The sequence below is a fragment of the Adlercreutzia sp. ZJ154 genome, from assembly GCF_011039055.1.
GTDB lineage: Bacteria > Actinomycetota > Coriobacteriia > Coriobacteriales > Eggerthellaceae > Adlercreutzia_A.
This window is the reverse complement of sequence record NZ_JAAKEF010000019.1, coordinates 1-21,121: the sequence shown is the minus strand read 5'-3', so window position 1 is coordinate 21,121 and position 21,121 is coordinate 1. Positions and strand designations below refer to the sequence as shown.

The window sequence follows — 21,121 nt, the reverse complement described above, 5'->3', positions numbered from 1 at the left end:
TGCAGTTTCAAAAGTGCAGCGCTTTCGCTTGACCGGTTTCCTAAGCCGGTGCGGTGTTTGGGTCTGGACACCCGCGCTACCGTAAGCGGAATGCTGCTTTTACGGGGCTTTTGAAAGCAACTTATAAAAGATAAATTAAAGAGCGCACTATGTCAACGAAAATGTAGCGAAAATACCGCCCGAACAGGGAACAGGCAACTCATACCTCTGTATCTTCGCTTCAAAGTTTACATTCATTTACTGCTTCGATTAGCTCTTGCTTGCTATGAACTTTCATTTTCTTGTAGATGTTTTTGCAATGAAACTGTACGGTATTTACCGATATAAACAAATCTTCACTTATGTGGTACACGTCTCGCCCTTTTACGAGTAATCCCATAACGTCCCGTTCGCGCGGTGTTAATCCGCGCTCTTTAGCTTTTTTGTCGCATTTTTCGGAAAGTATGTCATCCAAAAACTTTTGAGTATTTATCTTGTGCTTCTTGAGAGCGTATGAATGACTTTTTAGATTGTCTATATAAAGTATGGCGAAAAGGACAAGCAGACAAAGAGCTGATATTAATAAATTTTGAGGGATGGCGAAATAGTCAGAACATGCAATTAACGTTTCATATCCGATTGTGTACCCTAGCAAAGATGAAGAAACCGAATAAATAGAGGCAAACACTCCCCAAATAACGAAAGGGTGAGCTTCTTTGTTTTGTGCATCACGTGCGCATATTAGAAACATCAAGAGCCATGCAAGACCAATTCCGTAGGAAAAGAAGGTAAAAGTAATTGGTAGTGCGGCTTTTCCTACGAGAAAGACTCCTGCAAGTGAGGCTACCAAAACAGGAAGTAGTGTTTTGAAGGCCCTAAGGAAACCGTATTTGTTGTTAAAGAATATCCACAAAAAAGCAAGAGTAATGGTTGCAAAAGCAAGTCCTAAATCAAGACAGAAGTTGCTTTGCGGGGAATATTCGCTATGGACCATGTATACTCTCAATAGTCCCCATATAAATGCTGTTGCCGCTGCATACAAGCAAGGTCGCCACAGATTTTTAGCCTGTTTTAGATATCGGCTTTTGTTGTCAGCTGGTTTGTGATTAAAAGCTGGACCCGAATAGTCTTGTGCATTAATGCAGAAAGGTCCGCTTAAACATGAGATTACAGCCATAGCCATCAGCAACCACCAATTCCACACATCAGGGAGAATTTGGAGGATTGTGTCTAATATCGCTGCTAGACCCAATGCGAATACTATACGGGTGCTGGAATAATAGAAGTCGCGCGTGGAAAATACACGCATCCATGTCATAACTCCGCTTGATAGTCCTGTGCCAAGAAATATTCCTGCTAGAACAGAGAGGGCTTCTGGCTTATCAAGAAATAAAGCTGCATTAAGAAATACAAATCCTGTAATTGTCACCGTAGAAATAGAGATTGAGAAAATCAGTTTCTTTGGTACGGGTCTTAACCAAGCGTTTATAGACCAAAGTAAGAAAGTTATTCCGACAGCGATATATTGCGTCAATTCGTATCGCGCATATATAAAAGTATAGTTACTACTGAACTCTAAGACATCTAAGTTGCCGGGCCAAGAGAAGTTAAACAACAACACTAAATGAAATGCAAAGCCAAGAGGGACTAGCGCCTTGTCTGCAATGTTGTTGAGGAACTCTTTCATCTTTATTCCCTCTACTTTGAGATTGAGCCTTATAAACAGCGGTTGCAATTTTGATCAGCATTGGAAATTAGGGGTGAATTTACGTAGCTATAATAATAAAAGGCACTTCAAAAATAGCATCTCAAAAAGAAAATTTCCACCCAAGCTGTCTTTCAAAAAACACTTGTTACCTGCGCGTTTTTGATTCCACATAAAATATGTAGGGTGTTTTCTGCGTGCATTTTGCCACCACATAATTTATGTGGCTGGTCATATAGGGTCAAATAATCAGATTCCACATGCGTCATGTAGTTATATGACGATTTGTCCTTCCCTACACTTCGTTTCAGCAGCTGCATAGTGTTGCTGCTTTCGTGTCTATTTTCATAAGAACAAAGAAAGGAGAGTAGGGATGTGTTTTAGACCACCCGGGGCGGAACAATCGATCAATTGTCCTGAATGCGGGAAGAAGATTACTGCTGTCATGGGGAACATTGCTCCGGTATGTCCGTTCTGCAATGCAGATATTGCGTCGTTCGTTGCGGAAAGTCAGAACAAGACGCTTTCCGATATAGCTAAACCCGCTGCGCCTTTTGCAAAACCCGCAGCACCTTCTGCGCCTGCAGCACCGAAAGTTCCCGGAGGACCGGCTTCCGACTAGTTCAGTCGATATGAGATAGAAGCTAGAAAGAGAGGAGTTGAGAGAGATGAGCGAAGAGAAGAAATGGATAACAGAGGAGGGGGATGGCGCCTACAAGGTACATACCTGCGCATGGTCGCCGCCGGGGGACCATCCTGTTGGATGTGCAATGTATCTTCATGTGAAAGACGGCAAGGTTGTAAAAGTTGAGGGCGACCCTGACAGCCCGATAACTCAAGGTCGTCTTTGCCCGAGATGCTTGGCTCTTGACGAGGTTATGTACAGCCCAAAGAGAATAACTCATCCGATGGTTCGCGATCCTAAAGATCGTGGAAAGGACAAGTGGAAAGAGGTCACTTGGGATGAGGCATACGACCTTATCGAAAGCAAAGTTCGCGATATTTGGGAAAATTACGGTCCAGAAAGCATTTTTACAATAACGGGAACGGGTCGCGAGAGTACTCTTTATGCTCCGGCATATACATCTTCTGTATTGATGTCCCCGAACAACGCTAATGTTCTCAGTGGTACTTCCTGCTATGGACCTCGTTGTACGATAGCCAACTATCAGCTTGGTGCCGGCTATCCAGAACTTGACTACGCAGCATACTTTCCTGATCGCTACGACGACCCTCGTTACGAGGTTCCGAAGTACATAATGCTTTGGGGAAAGAACCCGATCTATTCAAGCGGAGACGGTTTCTTCGGTCACGCGATAATCGACCTAATGAAGCGTGGTTCTAAACTCATTGTAGTAGACCCAATGGTTACATGGTGTGCCACTCGTGCGGAGTATCATTTGCAGCTTCGTCCCGGTACAGATGCTGCAGTTGCTATGGGTATGGCTAACGTAATCATAAAAGAAGATCTTTATGACCATGAATTTGTAGAGAAGTGGTGCTACGGCTTCGATGAGTTTGCTGCATCTGTTGCAGAGTGGACTCCTGAGAAGACTGCCGAGGTAAGCTGGGTAGATCCGGATGCGCTTGTTGGTGCGGCGCGTGCTTTTGCTACCAGTAAGCCGTCTTCTGCCATGTGGGGTCTTGCTATCGACACGCTACGTAATGGTGTTCAGGCTGGGCATACTTTCCTTGCGATAGTTGCTCTTTGTGGCTACTTTGACATTCCGGGTGGCGTTACTTTGGCAAAGCCTACTAGCTTTATAGGCAAATGGCGCTACGAGTCAATTCTTACTTTGCCTGAGGAAATTCGCAACAAGCGTATTGTTGACCTTGATGGTAAGTATTCGTGCTACAACTCGGGCGGAGCAATGCCCGGTGTTTTGGCAGATTCGCTACTTAACTGGCTAGAGATGGACAATCCTCCGTACCCGCTGAAGATGGGCTGGTGGGTTGGAACTAATCCGCTTTCATGCATGGGTGCTGTTCCTCAACGCTGGCATGATGCTCTTATGAAAGTGGACTTCCATGTGTCGAATGACATATTCATGAACGCTTCTATCATGGCTTTGTGTGATGTAGTTCTGCCCCTGTCTACGTTTGCCGAACACAATGGAGTGGTGCTACCGCACTTCGGGCGCAATACGCATTTTGTAGGCGCTATGAACAAAGCCGTAGATCCCGAAGACACCAAGAGCGATGCCGAGATAATGTTTGATATGGGCAAGCAGCTTCGCCCCGAGTTGTGGCCTTGGGATACAGTTGAGGATTTCTTCACTGAGCAGCTTCATACTGTTTATGATTGGGGCTGGGATGAGCTTCAGCAGGAAGTTATCCATCAGCAAGATTTTGAGTATCGTAAATATGAAACAGGCGGTTTGCGCGGTGACGGCGAACCCGGATTTGATACTCCGACTGGGCTTATCGAGCTTAAATCTAGCATTTATCCAATGTTTGGCGAAGAGGCGCTGCCGTACTTTAAGGAACCGGAACTCAGTCCGTACAGCGACGAAATTAGCGAAGAGGTAAAAAGCGAGTATCCGTTAGTGCTTACATCTGGTGCACGCAATATATCTATGTTCCATTCAGAGCATCGTCAAATTCCGTCACTAAGAGCCATGAACCCGTGGCCTATGGTTACGATGCATCCTGATACTGCTGCCAAATACGGTATAGAAGATGGCGATTGGGTTGCAATAGAGAATCCGGTTGGGCGCTGCGTTCAGAAGGCGAAACTGCGCGAAACTGTAGATCCGCGTGTTGTTCATGTTGAGCATGCGTGGTGGTTCCCAGAGCAGGATGGCGAAGAACCCAACCTGTTCGGCAATTGGAAATCCAACGCAAACTGCCTTACTCCACATGAGAGTGTTGGAGTTACAGGGTACGGTGCCCCGTACAAGAATGTCATTTGCAAGATATACAAAGTTGACAGTCTGGATGACTAGGGAGAGAGGATGGAAATGCAGAAATACGCAATGCTGATCGATTACGGCTACTGCACTGGTTGCCGATCCTGCGAGATTTCCTGCAGGAAAGAGCACGGACTCTCCCTTAAGGAGTGGGGAATTGCCGTGCAGGAGATAGGTCCGAAAAAACTCAAGGGTGAATGGGAGTGGGATTATGTTCCAGTACCATCTCGTCTTTGCGACCTTTGTGAGGGCAGGAGAAGTGAAGGTAAAAAGCCGCTTTGCGAGCTACATTGCCTTGCCAATGTCATAAACGTTATTCCTGTTGCAGAGGTTTCCGAGAAGATGCTTGAAGCTGGCGACAGAAAAATCAGCTGCTTCATACCTTAATCCCACAATTTCGTCTCTCGGCTTCTTCTTTAGGTCGAAGCCGAGAGGCACAGATACGAGGAGGAAAACATGCTTGCTCAAACAACCGAACAACCGAGCAGCAAGGGTAAATTTCATTACGCATTCATAATCTGTCTTGCGGGATTCCTTACCCAATTCATTGTGCTCGGCTGTCAGCGTCTTCCGGCGCTGTCTCTTGAGCTGATAAGAGGCACATTAAATATTTCTTACGCCGAGGTTGGTTTGATCACTTCATGGTTTACGGTGTTCTATGCTGGTGCATCGTTTATATGGGGCGGTCTTGCCGACAGAATAGGTGCGAAGAAAACGCTTACTTTAGCTTCGGCATTCGCGGCTATCGGAACCATACTCTTCGGCTTATTTGCTCAATATGGTCTAATTATTGCGATTATAGTCTGGTGCGTAGCTGGTTTCGGATGCGCAGGTCTGTTCATGGCCACGCTTCCCAAGATCGTTGCAAAATGGTTCGCTCCTGAGAAGCGCGGCTTCGGAATGGCTCTAATCACACCCGGTGGTAATGTTGCTTCAATCTTAATAGGTTTATTTATGGCAACCATTATTGCCAATACCAGTTGGCAGCAAAGTTTTATCTATGTGGGTATATTTTTTGCGGTTATAGCGGTATTTATTGCAATATGTGTAAAAGAAAGCCCTGAAGAGCGCGGTCTTGCTCCGTATGGTGCTCCTGTTGGCACTCAGGCTGCTCCTAAGCCGAAAGTTGTCGAGGCTGAGTCTGGTGCGAAGGCTGAAGACAAGCCCGTTCAGCATTCTGGTCAGAATAAATACATACAAGTTCTTAAGATGGGTCGCACGTGGCATTTCGCAATAATGTATATCATTTGGCAGCTTGGCTACATGGTTACGGTTGCGTACTATACTGCGTCTATTCAATATGTCGGATTCAGTCTTGCTGAGGCTGGATTGGCTATGACGTGGGGCGGTATAGCTACCATAATATTTATTCAGATATGGGGAAACATGTCTGATCATATGGAGCGCAAATATGTGTTATTTATAGCTAATGCGCTTTGTGCAGTACTCAGTCTTGCTTACTTCATTTCGTTACAAGGTCAGCCTTCGCTTATTCTTTGCTATTTCTTCGTTGCTCTTATTACAGCTTGTACTGGCATTACCACGGTTATTCTTTCCATTGGCGGCGACCTCTATCCTGCAGAAATACGAAGCACCGGTACTGGTGTGGTAAGCACACTTACCATTATTGGGCGCTATTTGGGTCCATGGATAGCGGGTATTGCTATTGATGCTACTGCTGGCAACATCGGATACGCCTATTTGATAGTGGCTATTTCGATGGGTATAGCTGCTGTTATAGCGATTACTCTTCCGAAGATGCGTGGAACAGCTGCAGCTAACTCGTAACTTATAGCAGCCGATAGCTTTCCCTCGTATTGCGCGAGGGAAAGCCGTTCTTTTGACAATTACGGTATTGCCTGCTGCGGGAACGTAGCAGGCAATAATTTGAAAAAGGAGGAAGGAATGCTTGAGAGAGAAACAACTGCAAGTATTGAGAAGAAGCGCAGCAAAGGTTACTATGCCTTCCTTGTGTGTTTGGCGGGCTTTCTTTCGCAGTTCATTGTGTTGGCTGCACAACGTGTGCCCGGTGTTTCGCTAGAGCTTATTAGGGAAGGCATGGGTCTAACTTATGCAGAAGTTGCTCTAATAACTTCATGGTTTACCATATTTTATGCAGGTTTTGGTTTCGTATGGGGGCGCATGGCAGACCGCTTCGGACCGCGTATTGCGCTTACCGCATCAGCTGCACTTGCTGCTGTGGGAATGATTCTGTTTGGATTGTTTGCACATTACGGTCTGATTTTTGCCATCGTAATCTGGTCTATTGCGGGCTTTGGATGCGCGGGTCTTTATATGGCTACACTTCCCAAGCTGGTCGGAAAGTGGTTTGTGCCAGAAAAACAGGGCTTTGCAATGTCGCTTATTACTCCCGGCGGAAATATTGCTTCTATCTTGATAGGATTGTTTATCCCAACTCTTATCGTCAACATCGGATGGGAAAAGGGATTTCTTTATATCGGAATTGTTGTTGCGGTTATCGCTTTGATTATTTGGCTGTGCGCTCGTAATGATCCGGCTGATTATGGTCTGGAGCCTTGGGGTGCGCCCAAAGGTACGCAGGCTGCTCCATCCATTAAGCCTGTTGAACCTGAGGCGGCTAATGCTCATGGTGACAAGGCGGCTTCACAAGGAGATGCTGTTGCGCCGACTAAGACAAAAAGCGCATGGCTGCGGGTTCTTGGCATGAAGATAACGTGGCATTACAGCATAATGTATATAATCTATCAGCTTGGATACATGGTATTCACCACGTATTTTGTAGCAATGATTGCATCTATCGGATTCGATACGGTTCAGGCGGGCTTATCTGCAACATTTGGCGGTATAGGTGCCATTATCTTCATTTTCATATGGGGTCCACTGTCCGACAAATTCGAGCGTAAGAACGTGATTGCTGTTGGTACTGCGCTTTGCGGAATCTTCACCATTATTTATTATTTCGTTTTGCAGAACTCTCCGGATTTGTGGATATGCTATCTGTTTGTATTCTTGCTTACTGGGTGCATTGCTGTAACTCCGGTGTTCTTATCGTCTGCTGGCGATTGTTTCCCAATTGACATTCGTGGAACAGGCACGGGCGTTATAAGTACCTTGTCTATTATTGGTCGTTATCTAGGTCCTTGGATTGTGGGTATTTTGATTGATGCCGGAGGCGGAGACGTGACGATTTCTGCATTGTTCGTCGGAGTGACCATGATTATATGTGCCGTTATCGCCATGACGCTTCCAAAGATGAAAGTTATGGCAAGCAGAAATGCTAAATCGGAAGTGGATGCGAATTAGATTAGTCAGGCTTCAACGGCAGACATAGTTTCGGCAAGGAGAGGTTAACAATGGCGCAGTATCGCAGAGGATTCACCACAATGGATGATTTGGAAAAGTTTGAAAATACTGAGTGGACTTTTCTGAAGAACATTAAAATGCAGTGGGAATACGATGGTATGGCATATATTTTCCGGGAAGCCAACTTGCCTCTTTATGGCAAGCCGTTGGGATCTATGAAAGAGAATCATCCGTATTTATCGGTAATGATGCCGCGACGTCGTAACGAGAATTACGGCGTGAACATATATGTACCTCTTTCCAGACTAAAGGAGGCTAAGCGGCTGACAAACAATGTGGATGAAGTTCGGCGCGCAGCCGAACTTGAGGAAGAAGTGCCTCAGGAAGTTTATAGCAACTTTCGCAAGAAGGCGCTCGAAAACAAGGATATTTACTGCGCTAAAAAGAAGGAGCGCCGATACGCGAAACTAAACAATATGCTTTCCGTGTTCAAAAAATAGGTGCTACCAAAAACGAATAGCGGGTTGTGCAATATGGATGAGAAATAAACAGTCAACATCATCTATGGTTTTGTGCAACCCGCATAACGGTAAGTTTTTAGTGATGTGGTTATTCTAATTATTGTTATCGGTTAAAGAATATCCGTTCAATGTGGCTTAGTTGATGCACAAAAGAAGGACTTGTTCCAAATACGATTGCAACAATAATTCCTACGATGCTGTGTAATCGATTTTCATAAATAGTTGACTAATAAGCTATGCTGATGTGAAGAATAATGCAACCCTAGTGTTTCATGCGACTTTTATTAGTTGAAAATGGCATTAATCAATCAACGTTAACTTCCCATTTCGTGATATACAAGTAAATATTAACTTCACATTTCGTGATAAATTCGCTATGCTTTACTTCCCATTTCGTGAGTACACCCAGTAAAGAGGCATATAATGATTTTCAAAAGAAAAGCCTACGAATTGCTTCTAGAATGGAAGAAAGGCAACGGAAAGTCTGCCGTGCTTATTGAAGGCGCGAGGCGCACGGGAAAGAGTACGCTTGCAGAGGAATTTGCTCATAACGAGTATGCCTCATCGTTGCTCATCAATTTCGAAACTGCACCTGAAGCGGTGAAATCCATTTTCAACGATTATCGCAATAATGTTGACGAGTTTTTCAAATATCTGCTTGCGTATTACGGCGTTCGATTAAAAGAACGTGACGCTCTGATCGTTTTTGATGAAGTACAGCGTTTTCCTGTGGCTCGTAGCTTTATTAAACAGCTTGTGGCTGATGGACGCTACGACTATATGGAAACAGGTTCGCTCATCTCAATAAAGAAGAATGTGGAGGATATCATAATTCCTTCCGAAGAGGACAAAGTTGAGTTGTGGCCTTTCGATTTCGAAGAGTTTCTTTGGGCGCGAGGCGATGAACAGCTTGCCGCCCTAATCGCAGACGCGTTTGTCAGTAAGAAGCCGCTTCCTGAAGCGCTTCACAAAAGGGCGGGACAGATTTGGCGGGAGTATCTTCTTGTGGGAGGGATGCCTCAATCAGTAAATTCCTATCTTGAGAGTAACGATTTTGCAGTGGTTGATGCTACAAAGAGGCGCATCTTGAATCTCTATCGCGAAGATATTATGAAATTTGGTGGTGACGATGCTTCGCGTGCAACCGCTATTTTCAATGCGGTGCCCGGTCAGCTTGCTAAACATGAGAAGAAATTTACGTTAGCCGCCGCGCATAAGAACGCTCGCTATCGCGAATACGCCGGAGCTTTCTTCTGGCTGGCTGATGCGCACATGGTTAACACTTGTCTTAATGTGACGGACCCGACAGTGGGGCTCGATCTTTCGGCTGAAGAAGATAATCTGAAATGCTATTTATGTGATACTGGTCTTCTAGCAACTATGGCTTTTGGGGACCGTCGAAAAACGAGTAATGAACTGTACCAAAATGTTCTTTTCGGCAAGCTTAATATCAACGAAGGCATGTTGACGGAAAACATAGTGGCGCAGCAGCTTGCGGTTAACGGGCATCGACTACGCTTCTATTCTCGGCGCGATAAGGCAAAGAGTCAGGAGACTATGGAGATAGACTTTCTCTTAGTGCGCGAATATGAAAATGCTGCTTTCAAACAGCGCGTAAGCCCTGTAGAAGTGAAGTCATCAACGCGCTTCAGCACCAAATCTCTAGACAAATTCAAGGCGAAATTTAACAAACGTGTTGGAACGGAATTTGTTCTGAGTCCGCGTGTGCTTAAGAAAGAAGGAGATCGCTTCTTTGTGCCACTTTATATGTCTTTCTGTTTATAGGTGCAATCGAATCCTGACCTCAAATTAAGCAATCTGAGTGCATTTTATGCTAGAGAATCTCGGTTCAATTTCTTTGAAAACAAGATTGGCACGTTGCGGCATTCAAAACCTTAGTGTTTTATGTCGGTACTGCCATCGTTAGTGCATACAATTTCTAGCTGTTTATGTGTTTGCGCAAGAATATTGTGCGTCACCGCATAGATGATATGGCAAATTCTGCAGGGCAATTTATATTAACAGGGTCTTCTACTCCGCCTAAAGACGAAGCTAGGCATAGTGGTGCAGGCAGAATTGGTAGGGTTCGCATGCGCACTATGACGATGACCGAAACAGAAGAATCCAATAAGTCAGTTTCTTTGGCTGGGTTATTTCAGGGAGAATTCGAGCCGCAGAAATCAAACATGGGTCTTGAAGATATTGCAAGAATAATATGTCGAGGTGGTTGGCCAGCACTTCAGAACAAAAACCGATGCGTTGATAGCAAATACGTTATAGAAGATTACCTAGATGTGTTATTCGATATAAGCCTGAGAAAGGCCGGTAAAAATTCAACAACGGCTAGGCGAATAGCTAAGTCGCTGGCTAGAAACTTAGGTACAAGCGCTACTTTAAAGACTATTGCAAACGATGCTGCCATGGGCAAGCAAAGAGCATTGACTGAGGAAACAATATCGAATTACCTTACTGAATTCTCAATGAATTATTTTTTGGACGAATTGCATGGTTGGGATGCACCTGTTAAAGCAAAATCGCGCGTGCGTACAAAGCCTAAGCGTTATTTTGATGACCCTTCATTAGGCGCAGCGCTGTTGTCGCTGAACCCAAATCGTCTTTTAGAAGAGGGGCAAGTATTTGGCGTACTGTTTGAATCGCTATGTATTCATGATTTATGGGTATACGCCAGCCTTTTGCCGGAGGCATCCGCTAGGCCTCTTTACTATTATTCCGATAGTGATGGTTTGGATGTAGACGTCATAATAGAGTTGCGCGATGGTAGATGGGCTGCCATAGAAATAAAACTAGGAGAATCGAAAGTAGACGAGGCTGCTAAAAACTTGCAACGTTTACGTGCGAAAATAACAGCGAATCCTGCTGCCCGAAATTCTGAACCTGAATTTATGGCTATTTTGGTAGGGAAAGGCGAATATGCACGCCAGAGAAAAGAGGATGGAATTTACGTAATACCCATAGACACATTGACGGTGTAAAACTAGGCACGATGTTGCCTATAGACTTATCGTCTTAGTGTTTTATGCGGGCTTTTATTAGTTGAAGCGTTTGGCGCAGGTCGGTTTGGCGTAGCTCTGCCACGCCTTCGCGCGCAAGCCACGCTGCATATTGAAGCTGATTAGTTTTCGGCGCAGGAAGACCGCGCATTTGAGCGAAAAATTGCTTTTGAGCGGGCGAAATGTCCGGTTCGGCATATACGCCTTCCGGGTTCATGCGCTCAAACATGGCAAGTGCAGCTGCGCGTATGCCCGGCGCATCCAAACCAACAGCTTTCTCCACTATGCCAAAGTAGCGAAAAGCGCGCTTATACTGGATAGACCATATTTCAGAATCGGTAACGTTTAGGCGCTCTAGTATGTCGGTAATGTCGTGCCAGCGTTCGAACGCCATCATAGGGTTTTTTTGCGCGAATGCAGCGTTTTTGTCTTCTGTATCTTCGCGGTAACAATAGAAAGCCTCATCTAAATATACGATGTTTTTGGCTTGACACAACGTTTCTATAAGAAACGGGTTGTCTGCCCAGCCCGCACCGGGTATTTCGGGAAAACGAATTTCGTGCTCTTTTAGAAAATCGCTGCGGTATAGCGCCGACCAAATGGAGGGATGGTGGCGCATGATTCGTGTAGCTTCAGCAATTTGGAAAGGCTGGCAAGGCGGATGGATGCGACCAGCGTATCGACATGGAAGTTTGCGCTGATGCGGCGTGTCGGGCTCGACAATACGCCAGTAAGGGGTTTTGATAATGTCTATCTGAGCGCTGAAAGAGGCAGCAAAAGTAAGCATAGATTCATACATTCGCGGCTCAATCCAGTCATCGGGCTCTACAATAGAGATCCAGTTTCCGCGCGCTTTGGCAAGCCCTAAATTGCAAGCGCTACCGTATCCGCCATTGGTTTTGTGGTGCACGCATACGCGGTTGTCGTGCTGGGCGTAGGCATCTAATAGCGCTGCCGAATTGTCGGTACTGCCATCGTTAATGCATACGATTTCTAGCTGCTTATGTGTTTGCGCAAGAATAGAATCTAGGCATTGCTCAAGTGTTTGCGCAGCATTAAACACCGGCACAATAACGCTAACCATGGTGGTAAGGGTGTCGGTAGCAGGCAATGTGTTCGAGTTTTTATTCATACCGAAGTATTGTATCAACTATTGGTGCCCGAAAATCCTTGTTAAATATCCTCTAAAGCTATTCCAGACGATGGCAAACTGTATGATTGCGGTAACTTTGCGATTATGGTTGCTCCTACTTTTCGATTACGGTAATTCCTACTTTATGATTATGGTCATTTCTACTTTCAGATTATGGTAATTTATACCTATTGATTTCTGGCAAATATTGATGGTTTGCCCTTGCGGAAAGGTAGTCAATTGGGAGATTTCATTCACAGAACACTTGGAGCGCATCTAAGAAACATGGCAGAGTGGTTTCCTGTTGTTTCTCTGACTGGTCCTAGACAGAGCGGTAAGTCTACGCTTGCAAAAAAGATCTTTCCTGACTTTTTGTATGTTAATCTTGAAGACCCACAGACGAGAGCATCGGCGCTTGAGGATCCAGTAAGTTTCATTCGCAACAGAGATTCGCACCTTATTATTGACGAAGCTCAGTACGCTCCCGACCTTTTCTCGATGATTCAGGTTGTATCTGACGAGCGCGAAGAGCCCGGGCAATATGTTCTTACAGGATCGCAGAACTTTCTTATGATGAAAAGCATCACTCAGTCACTTGCTGGGCGCGTTGGACTTCTTAAACTTCTTCCTCTTTCGTTTTGGGAATTGCAGAATTCAAGCGCTGGAATGCTTGATGTAGACGAATTTGTCTTGAAGGGTGGATATCCTAGATTGCACGATCTTGATATTCCGCCTTCGGTTTACTTTCCAAGCTATATCGACACTTATGTTGAGCGCGATGTTGCGGAATTGCTTGATGTGCGTAACAAGGCTTCGTTTCGCAATCTGCTTACGATTTGTGCTCAGAATGCCGGAAATCTTCTTAATGTAGCTTCTTTGTCGAGGGATACGGGAGTTTCCGTTCCTACCATAAAGGGCTGGTTATCGATATTGGAGTCAAGTTATCTTACATTCACCATTCATCCTTACCATACAAATACGAAAAAGCGTCTTACCAAAGCACCCAAACTTTATTTTTATGACACTGGTATACTTTGCCATCTTTTGAAAATTGAGACGGTATCGCAATTGATAGATAGTCCATTTTTTGGCGCCATTTTTGAAAACCTTATAGTGGCAGAGACGATGAAACGGCATCTTGGCGTCGGAAAGCAGCCAGAGATTTACTTTTATCGCGATGATAGCAAGCGTGAGATAGACTTGCTCGATTTTACTTATTCGGACAAGCGTCAAGCTATAGAGATTAAATCTTCTCGCACCTACCACGATAAGTATGCGAAACACTTAAGTGCCGTTTGCGATGAACTTGGTATAGATCAAGACAACAGGTTTGTTGTTGCGCGGGTGGATTCGAGCTATAGAGCAAAAGATTGCAAGGTGGTTGCAGCTAGGGATTGGCTTATGATTGTCACTTTCTAACGATTCAATTGCGGTCAACCACAATCAGCCGCAGCGTTCGGTTCAACCTGAAATCTTCTGCTTCAATACTCTCAATTGGATAATTTGAGATATTGAAGACTTGCGTTAATTATATAAATCTGGAAAATAGTATAATTAATGGACTTTTTAAATCTATTAATTATATTTAAGAATGGATTTATATGAATTACGCCGAGTTAAGAAAAGTCTACTATCGCGCAGAACAATCTGATCCAAACGAGGCTCTCGAAAAAGAGTTTACTGAAAGATTCAATTCTTCTTCTACGTTTAAATTGGATTTTTCCACAACCCACGGTTCCCTTTTTATAGCCGTGCCCAGCGAAATGACAACGCTTTTTGAACGAGTGCTTAGAAGGGAAAGAAAAATCTCAAAGCTCATGCAACAATTGCCCGGAATTGCCGGCGATGAAGTATTAAGAAGCCTCGTATTTGATGAGGTGATTAGCAGTAATTCCGTAGAGAATATTCATAGCACTAGGCGGCAAATAGAAGAAGCATTGCGAAGTTCTAACGAGAGCGGAAAGGTTAGACGTTTTCGCGAATTTGCACGACTATATCTTGATATGACCTTTTCTGTTCCAAATCTTCCTACCAAGCCAGATGATATTAGGGATATCTATGACAAGGTTATGGATGGGGAGGTGATGAAAGAAAAACCTGATGGCAGGTTATTCAGAAAGGATCGAGTGTATGTTTCTAATGGACTAGAAGAAGTTCATAGCGGTCTATATCCCGAAGACGAAATAGTAAATGCAATGGAAAAAATGCTCCGAATAGCTTATACAGAAGAAATGCCTTCCATATACGGGGCAATTGCAGCCCATTACATTTTTGAATACGCTCACCCCTTTTACGATGGTAATGGTCGTACTGGAAGATACCTGTTGTCTCTTTGGCTGGAAAAATCATTATCAAAGCCTACTGCCTTGTCTCTTTCTCGTGTAATCGCGAAAAATAAGGATGCTTACTATAAGGCGTTTAAAATTACAGAGGATCGCCTTAATAAAGCTGAACTTACTTTTTTTGTATTTACTATGCTTGAGTTCATATTTGATGCGCAAAGCGAACTGATCGATCGTTTGGAGCGCGGAACAGTACGTTATGAGCAACTTGAAAATGCTATGTCTGGTATACAAAAAAGTTTTGGATATAAAACTAAAGAGATGACTTTAATTTTTGCGTTGGCACAACAAAATGAATTTGGCATGTTTAAAGATATTCCTTTGCAAAATCTTTCAGATTTGATCGGGGTAAGCCTCCAGCAGACCAGAAAATATTTGAGTAAGCTCATCCAAGATCAAGTGGTAAAAAAAGTAAGAGGAAGAAATCCCGTAACCTTTGCTCTCACTGATAATTTCTTTGAACAATATTTGGATGGTACTGAAAGAGATGCGTGAACGGATGAATTTTTTGCATCGATGAACCGAAGCGAAAAATCCAGTGTTAATTGAATTCTTAATCTGAGCACTCCTGAACACCCGTCCAGATTAAGATTGTGCATGTCCATATTGCGATTGCAATCAATCTCGTTAAGTTTCAAAGCTTCAAATGCGTAGCGAGAGAAATAAATTGACAAAAATGGTCAAAACTTCCGACTTTCCACGGTCGGATTGCCATGAAGGCAGCTTGAATTGTGGAGAACACTGGGCAAACAGCATTTGGTGATGCATCTATAGGGGCTATTTTGTGCTTTTCACAGTGGAAAGCTGGAAATTTTGACCACTTTTCCGTAAAAAACTTTCTGCAAGCTTGTAATTGGGCGCTATGCAATTAGTTCTTTGGGCTGTAAGTGCTTAATCGTCCTTCAAGTTAGGCGCAACTTTTTGCAGTTACTCTAGGAAGAATTGCAGTTGGGGTGCAGCTAAGTTGCATATTGAGTCGCGAACGAATTGCGATTGTGTCTGTCCGGATTAAAATTGCAATCAGTCAAGAAAATTTGTTTCTATTGCTAAATATTTATTTGGAAACTAAACTTTTCTATAAAACCTTGATGAATTTCAAGGTTTTATAGAAACCTATTTTAGGTGGAATTATGGCTTTCGAATATACGGTCAAACAATGCGCGCAGAAACTTGGCATTAGCGCAACACGCGTCCATCAGTTGATAAAAGAAGGAATGCTTCCTGCTGAAATGATAGCAGGGCGATATTTTGTAGACGAAGATGCGGTAGAGGCGCGCGCCGAATCGCTTCCTTCCCCCGGGCGCCCTCCCAAAAGATCTAAAGAAGACCCTAGGTTTTTTACATTAATGAACCGAAACCATGAAGTTTTCGAATTCGTATACGACAATTTTTCCGACGAATTTACAGAGGTAACGCAAATCATAGATCCGTCACGAGCTCCTTTGGGATTAATGTCTCCGCAAGGTAAAAAAGTGTCTTTAAGTGCGCTTACGTATTGGTGGAAGCACCGTTCAATTCCTCTATCGCGGTCTGGCATGGAAGCCAAATTGGCAACGCTTGGTCTTTCCGACCCCACACGACTTCCCTTCAAAAGTTTAGGGCTTTCCCTTTCCGACCAGTATTGGATTCGCCCAAAAGAAATGAATCTTGATTGGCATTCGATCAATTACTTCAAAAATACATTTCCAGAAATGCTATCAGGAGACTGGCTTGAGCAGGTTGGATTAGAATCTCCAGACAATACGTCTGAAGGGCAGCTCCCTAAGCGATGGGTGCGAATTGATGGCGTTCCCACGCTTATAAAAGGGGGCACATCTCTTAATCAAGAGCCCTACAATGAAATTGCTGCAACGTGTTTATATCGGCGGCTTCTTGCTCCCGAAGATTACGTTTCATATCGGTTAGAATTGCTGCCCGACGGCGAAACTGTGTCTCTTTGTGAGGTTTTTATAAGTGACGAGGAAGAATATATCCCTGCCTATTACGTAATGAAGACGAAACGCAAAGCGATGAATTGCAGCACTTACCAGCATTACTTGGAATGCTGTTCTCGATTAAAAGTGGAAAATGCAGAAGTAGCGCTTGCCAAAATGATTGTAACGGATGATTTGCTAGGGAACACAGATAGACATTTGCGTAACTTTGGATTAGTTAGAAATGTTGAAACGATGGAATACCGCCCTGCGCCGCTTTTTGACACTGGCAGTAGTCTTTTAAACGAGAAGACGAGTGGTGCGCTTGCAGGTGGAGATCTTTCATTCACAACCAAGCCTTTTTATGACGACCCTAATCAGCAATTGCGCTTAGTCAGCGATTATTCTTGGTTCAATGCAAATGCTCTTGAGGGGTTTGCCGAGGAAGTAGAGCAAATTTTTGCACTAAACCCCGCATTGGAACAGCGCATCCCATATATAAAGCAATTAATCAATAAGCGCATAGAGCGCATTCTTGTTATATCTTCTTAAGAATTGCAGCTAAGTTGCGAAGTTACCGCGCCCTGAAATGTTTGTTTTCACTGCAGGGTTTCTGCCGCAATAGAAACAATCACCAAATTGCTTCACAGTTTCGACCATGTTCGAAACTATAGATTAGAGCAGTATGATTCGGTGCTCATCGTAAAAGATGCGCTTTCCGCCGGTGGTGCGAAAGCAGCGTTTGCTATGAATTGTTGAAACAGGCGCATCTCGGGCAAGCAAACGGAAAGCGGATTGACAGAAATGCGTAGCGAGAGAAATAAATTGACAAAAATGGTCAAAACTTCCGACTTTCCACGGTCGGATTGCCATATAGCTGGCTTGAATTGTGGAGAACACTGGGCAAACAGCATTTGGGGGTGCATCTATAGGCGCTATTTTGCGCTTTTCACAGTGGAAAGCTGGAAGTTTTGACCACTTTTCCGTAAAAAACTTTCTGCAAGCTTGTAATTGGGCGTTATGCAATTAGTTCTTTGGGCTGTAAGTGCTTAATCGTCCTTCAAACTAGGCGCAACTTTTCTGCAGTTACTCTAGGAAGAATTGCAGTTGGGTTGCAGTTAAGTCTAGAAATTGCTACCAAAAAATCATTGTGCGAAAAATGTGAAACCACTTGAAATCTAGCTTAAATACGAGTTTACTTTCTGCTGTCCGTTAAGGACACAGTGCAACAAAGGGAAAAGTACGGCGATAAGCCGGATAAGCGCAAAACATAGTTTTCAAGTGGCAAGGGACGGCTAAGATGAAAACACCAAGGAAGACCCTCAGGGGTATTGTAACCTCATCTATTCTTGTATTCGCATTAGCGTCGGGTTTAATATCGGCTGGCGCAATGGCGTTTGCTACCGAGCAGATAAATCAAGATATGGCTATCTCTGGTAATGCTCAGAGTGGTTTCGATGAGGGATCGGATGCCAATAGCGTAGGCGGCGAATCCGCTGCAAGCGAAACAGCTTCATCTGCGTCATCTAATGATGCATCTGCTCAGCAATCTGATGTGGATGCTGGCGACGTTACTGAAGGTTCTGCAGAAGCTGATGCAGGCGCGAACGCTAACGTAAACGCTGCAAATAACACAGCTGCACCTACCGCATCTCCTGTTTACACCGCCGACACAATCGGGCGCGTATCGGCTAGTGTTCCCGTGGGTACTGCTGAGCCTATTGTGGTAGGCAATATCGAATATGGCGGGTTAACGTATCGTATTAATCCCGATGAAAAAACTGTGTCGCTAGTGGGTTTGGGCAGCAATTTGGCATCTGGCAACATTGTTGTTCCATCTCAAGTGGCATGTGGTGGCAAATTATATCCAGTTACTAGTTTGAAAAAATTATTGGGGGGGGGTGCAATTCTGAGCTAAAAAATTCGAGCGCTGACGCGCAAGCAAAATCAGATGAGCCCTCATTTCCATATGTAGTTGAATATTTCGCAAACGATGCTAAGGCATCGGGTGTAACCAGCATTTCTATTCCGGCGGGCGTAACCAGCATCGACCCCGCGTTCTTTCAGTTGTTCCCCAACCTAGAGTCTGTTCAGGTGGCGGAAGACAACCCCAATTACTCAACCTATAACGGCATGATCTTCACGCAAGATCTTACTAGCCTCATCCTCGTTCCCGAGGGGATGGGGGGTAATGCCGTGCTCCCCGATTCATTGGTCAATGTCCCTGCTTGTGTTCTTTCCCGATGCATCAAGCTTTCGACCATATCTTTCGCGGGGAGCACTGGCTCAGAGTCCCTCACCTCGGAAAACGGTATTTTATATAACGCTGATAAAACCGAACTAATTGCGGCACCTGCGGGCATAGGCTCAACTGTGAATATTGCAGCTGAATGCCAAAAAATTGCTGAAGGTGCATTTGTAAGCAACGCTGATATTTCTACTATTGTTGTTAACGGTGCGGTTTTAGAAATTGCAACAGGCGGAGCCGCGCACCTTCTCTTGTCTGAGGACGCAGCTAAAGCAGAAACTATCAAGATTAACTCCTTTAACGAAGCGACAGTTAGCAATGCAAAAGTTGTAATAAACGGCAGCACGGAAGAGGAAGCGCACGCTTGGAGGACAGCTTGGGAAGAAGCTGGGTTCACCAATTTCTCTGAAGGCGCCAAGGTTGGGCAAGAAATAGTGCCCGTGGAAGGCAAAGCAGGTTTTGCATTTACTCTCTTGGATAACTTTACGCTGGGTGTGCGCTGGGATGGCGGTGCAGAAAACGCGCAGGCACCATCTGATTTACGCATTCCGGAATATGGAGAGATAAACGGCGTGCGTTATGCTGTAACGGAAATTGCCGATAGCGCATTTATAGATCAGACCTCTTTTGAAACCATAAGCATTCCAAGTGGCATAACACGCATTGGCGATAGCGCCTTTGCAAATAACACCAATCTAAAAGCGATATCAATTCCCGGCAGCGTTACCGACATTGATAATTCTGCTTTTGCAGGATGCAACAATCTTGTTGCGATAGACATAACAAGTGGACTGCGCACTATAGGCGATTATGCTTTCTCGGCGGTAGCAGCTAATACTGTGGTTTTGCCTGACACTGTGGAATCTGTTGGAGATTATGCGTTTGCTAACAGTCCTAATCTTGAAACTGTACTTGCTTTAGGAGATATTCCGGAGGTAGGCGCGGCGGCGCTTTCTGGAAATGCCAACGTTAAAGTATATGTTCCATATAACGAAAATGAAGCATACGCATGGACTTTAGGTGCTCCTGCGTCGAACAATCATCTGCTGCCCTACGGTGTAAAAGTAACAGATGAGCCAGTTACTTTAGAAGAAGGGCAAAGTGTAAATCTGTTTGACAACGGGGGTTACTTAAAGGCGCCAGAAGGTTTTGAAGTTAATTATTTTTACAAAGCAAAGCCATTGTCGGTTAATCAAGAAGGCATAGTAGAAGCTAAGCAAGAAGGATCTACTAATGTTGAAGCCTCTATTAGCTTTGAATTTGAGAAGGTATCTGCAAGTAATTATATAAGTGAAGATGTTGAGCTTGTTCCAGCGTCTTTTACTCCGACTACTTCAACTTATCGTTTAACGCTTTCTGATACAGGGAGTTATCAGGTACAGCCTCTAGCTGCAATGGCAGCGCGTGCTGGTAGTAATACAATTACGTTTGACCCAGATAACACCCCTATGACATATCACCATGGATATGTTGGGAGTCCTGACTGCACTATTACCGCTATTGCTTCGGCTACATCTTATAGTTTTTATGATTTTATAGTTACTAGCTCTGGCAAACAGATACACATGCGGACACTTGATGTAAACGGTAATCCATATGTATATGACTTCATATATGAAGGTAATCGCCCCGGTTGGACATTTCTAGGTTTTAATTGGGAATGTAATGGTCAGACTTACACTTCAGTTGGATCTACTGACGCTATTATTAATATTCCAAACGGTAGTGTCGTTAAACCTGTGTGGGAAAAGACTCATATCACTTTTGATCCAGACGGTACACCGATGAAGTATCAATTCGGGACTGGTGATAGTGCAACAGTAACCGATATTACAGCAGCAACTACATACACTTTCTATGAGTTTATAGTTACTGGCAAACAGATACACATGCGGACATATACTGCAGATGGTGTTTATGTAGCTAATTTTGTATATGAAGGCAATCGCCCCGGTTGGACATTTCTAGGATATACATGGGAATATAACGGCAAAACTTATACAGAAAACGGAGCGAATGGGGCTGTCTCTATTCCAAATGGATGTACTGTTAAACCTGTGTGGGAAAAGAATCATA

At 44.2% G+C, this 21,121-nt stretch carries 15 protein-coding genes; 13 read left to right on the top strand and 2 right to left on the bottom strand.

Annotated features, from left to right (window positions below; all coding sequences use genetic code 11):
- Positions 1–220 precede the first annotated feature (220 nt).
- The gene (locus G7Y37_RS07610; protein ID WP_206214136.1) at positions 221–1,666 is read right to left on the bottom strand and encodes a LuxR family transcriptional regulator; all 1,446 of its coding nucleotides are present in this window, start codon (positions 1,664–1,666) and stop codon (positions 221–223) included.
- 391 nt (positions 1,667–2,057) lie between these two features.
- Between G7Y37_RS07610 and G7Y37_RS07600 the strand changes: the two genes are divergently transcribed.
- The 8 genes from G7Y37_RS07600 (at position 2,058) to G7Y37_RS07565 (ending at position 11,392) form a co-directional block, all read left to right on the top strand.
- Positions 2,058–2,306, top strand: coding sequence for a hypothetical protein (locus tag G7Y37_RS07600; RefSeq protein ID WP_165062870.1), 249 nt, complete (start codon positions 2,058–2,060; stop codon positions 2,304–2,306).
- A gap of 46 nt (positions 2,307–2,352) precedes the next feature.
- The gene (locus G7Y37_RS07595; RefSeq protein WP_165062869.1) at positions 2,353–4,629 is read left to right on the top strand and encodes a molybdopterin-dependent oxidoreductase; all 2,277 of its coding nucleotides are present in this window, start codon (positions 2,353–2,355) and stop codon (positions 4,627–4,629) included.
- Positions 4,630–4,638: 9 nt separating this feature from the next.
- Entirely contained in the window at positions 4,639–4,980 is a 342-nt protein-coding gene (locus G7Y37_RS07590) for an oxidoreductase (RefSeq protein ID WP_241156065.1), read from the top strand.
- Between the two features lie 69 nt (positions 4,981–5,049).
- Positions 5,050–6,381 carry a nitrate/nitrite transporter gene (locus tag G7Y37_RS07585; protein ID WP_165062868.1) on the top strand — a complete coding sequence of 444 codons (1,332 nt, stop codon included), beginning with the start codon at positions 5,050–5,052 and terminating at the stop codon, positions 6,379–6,381.
- A gap of 117 nt (positions 6,382–6,498) precedes the next feature.
- Positions 6,499–7,878 carry a nitrate/nitrite transporter gene (locus G7Y37_RS07580; protein ID WP_165062867.1) on the top strand — a complete coding sequence of 460 codons (1,380 nt, stop codon included), beginning with the start codon at positions 6,499–6,501 and terminating at the stop codon, positions 7,876–7,878.
- A 50-nt stretch (positions 7,879–7,928) separates the two neighbouring features.
- Complete coding sequence (locus G7Y37_RS07575) at positions 7,929–8,378, top strand: hypothetical protein (protein WP_165062866.1); 450 nt, start codon at positions 7,929–7,931, stop codon at positions 8,376–8,378.
- Between the two features lie 444 nt (positions 8,379–8,822).
- Positions 8,823–10,184: an ATP-binding protein gene (locus G7Y37_RS07570; RefSeq protein ID WP_241156064.1), complete on the top strand. Its 1,362-nt coding sequence runs from the start codon at positions 8,823–8,825 to the stop codon at positions 10,182–10,184.
- A 164-nt stretch (positions 10,185–10,348) separates the two neighbouring features.
- Entirely contained in the window at positions 10,349–11,392 is a 1,044-nt protein-coding gene (locus tag G7Y37_RS07565) for an ATP-binding protein (RefSeq protein WP_165062865.1), read from the top strand.
- A gap of 34 nt (positions 11,393–11,426) precedes the next feature.
- Here G7Y37_RS07565 and G7Y37_RS07560 read toward each other — a convergent pair whose 3' ends face one another.
- The gene (locus G7Y37_RS07560) at positions 11,427–12,542 is read right to left on the bottom strand and encodes a glycosyltransferase (RefSeq protein WP_165062864.1); all 1,116 of its coding nucleotides are present in this window, start codon (positions 12,540–12,542) and stop codon (positions 11,427–11,429) included.
- Positions 12,543–12,782: 240 nt separating this feature from the next.
- On the opposite strand from G7Y37_RS07560, the gene G7Y37_RS07555 reads away from it, so the two are divergent.
- The 5 genes from G7Y37_RS07555 to G7Y37_RS07535 form a co-directional block, all read left to right on the top strand.
- Positions 12,783–13,961, top strand: a complete 1,179-nt coding sequence (locus G7Y37_RS07555) for an ATP-binding protein (protein ID WP_206214135.1) — start codon at positions 12,783–12,785, stop codon at positions 13,959–13,961.
- Positions 13,962–14,143: 182 nt separating this feature from the next.
- The gene (locus G7Y37_RS07550) at positions 14,144–15,379 is read left to right on the top strand and encodes a Fic family protein (protein WP_165062862.1); all 1,236 of its coding nucleotides are present in this window, start codon (positions 14,144–14,146) and stop codon (positions 15,377–15,379) included.
- Between the two features lie 635 nt (positions 15,380–16,014).
- On the top strand, positions 16,015–17,349 hold the full coding sequence (locus tag G7Y37_RS07545; RefSeq protein WP_165062861.1) for a helix-turn-helix domain-containing protein: 1,335 nt from the start codon (positions 16,015–16,017) through the stop codon (positions 17,347–17,349).
- Positions 17,350–18,097: 748 nt separating this feature from the next.
- Positions 18,098–18,715, top strand: a complete 618-nt coding sequence (locus tag G7Y37_RS07540; RefSeq protein ID WP_165062860.1) for a hypothetical protein — start codon at positions 18,098–18,100, stop codon at positions 18,713–18,715.
- 176 nt (positions 18,716–18,891) lie between these two features.
- On the top strand, positions 18,892–21,121 hold a 2,230-nt coding region (locus G7Y37_RS07535; protein ID WP_165062859.1), incomplete at its 3' end, for a leucine-rich repeat domain-containing protein.

Bases quoted from the DNA above. Each gene is read 5' to 3' on its own strand.
- G7Y37_RS07610 (WP_206214136.1), bottom strand. From the start codon at position 1,666: ATGAAAGAGTTCCTCAACAACATTGCAGACAAGGCGCTAGTCCCTCTT.
- G7Y37_RS07600 (WP_165062870.1), top strand. From the start codon at position 2,058: ATGTGTTTTAGACCACCCGGGGCGGAACAATCGATCAATTGTCCTGAA.
- G7Y37_RS07595 (WP_165062869.1), top strand. From the start codon at position 2,353: ATGAGCGAAGAGAAGAAATGGATAACAGAGGAGGGGGATGGCGCCTAC.
- G7Y37_RS07590 (WP_241156065.1), top strand. From the start codon at position 4,639: ATGGAAATGCAGAAATACGCAATGCTGATCGATTACGGCTACTGCACT.
- G7Y37_RS07585 (WP_165062868.1), top strand. From the start codon at position 5,050: ATGCTTGCTCAAACAACCGAACAACCGAGCAGCAAGGGTAAATTTCAT.
- G7Y37_RS07580 (WP_165062867.1), top strand. From the start codon at position 6,499: ATGCTTGAGAGAGAAACAACTGCAAGTATTGAGAAGAAGCGCAGCAAA.
- G7Y37_RS07575 (WP_165062866.1), top strand. From the start codon at position 7,929: ATGGCGCAGTATCGCAGAGGATTCACCACAATGGATGATTTGGAAAAG.
- G7Y37_RS07570 (WP_241156064.1), top strand. From the start codon at position 8,823: ATGATTTTCAAAAGAAAAGCCTACGAATTGCTTCTAGAATGGAAGAAA.
- G7Y37_RS07565 (WP_165062865.1), top strand. From the start codon at position 10,349: ATGTGTTTGCGCAAGAATATTGTGCGTCACCGCATAGATGATATGGCA.
- G7Y37_RS07560 (WP_165062864.1), bottom strand. From the start codon at position 12,542: ATGAATAAAAACTCGAACACATTGCCTGCTACCGACACCCTTACCACC.
- G7Y37_RS07550 (WP_165062862.1), top strand. From the start codon at position 14,144: ATGAATTACGCCGAGTTAAGAAAAGTCTACTATCGCGCAGAACAATCT.
- G7Y37_RS07545 (WP_165062861.1), top strand. From the start codon at position 16,015: ATGGCTTTCGAATATACGGTCAAACAATGCGCGCAGAAACTTGGCATT.
- G7Y37_RS07540 (WP_165062860.1), top strand. From the start codon at position 18,098: ATGAAAACACCAAGGAAGACCCTCAGGGGTATTGTAACCTCATCTATT.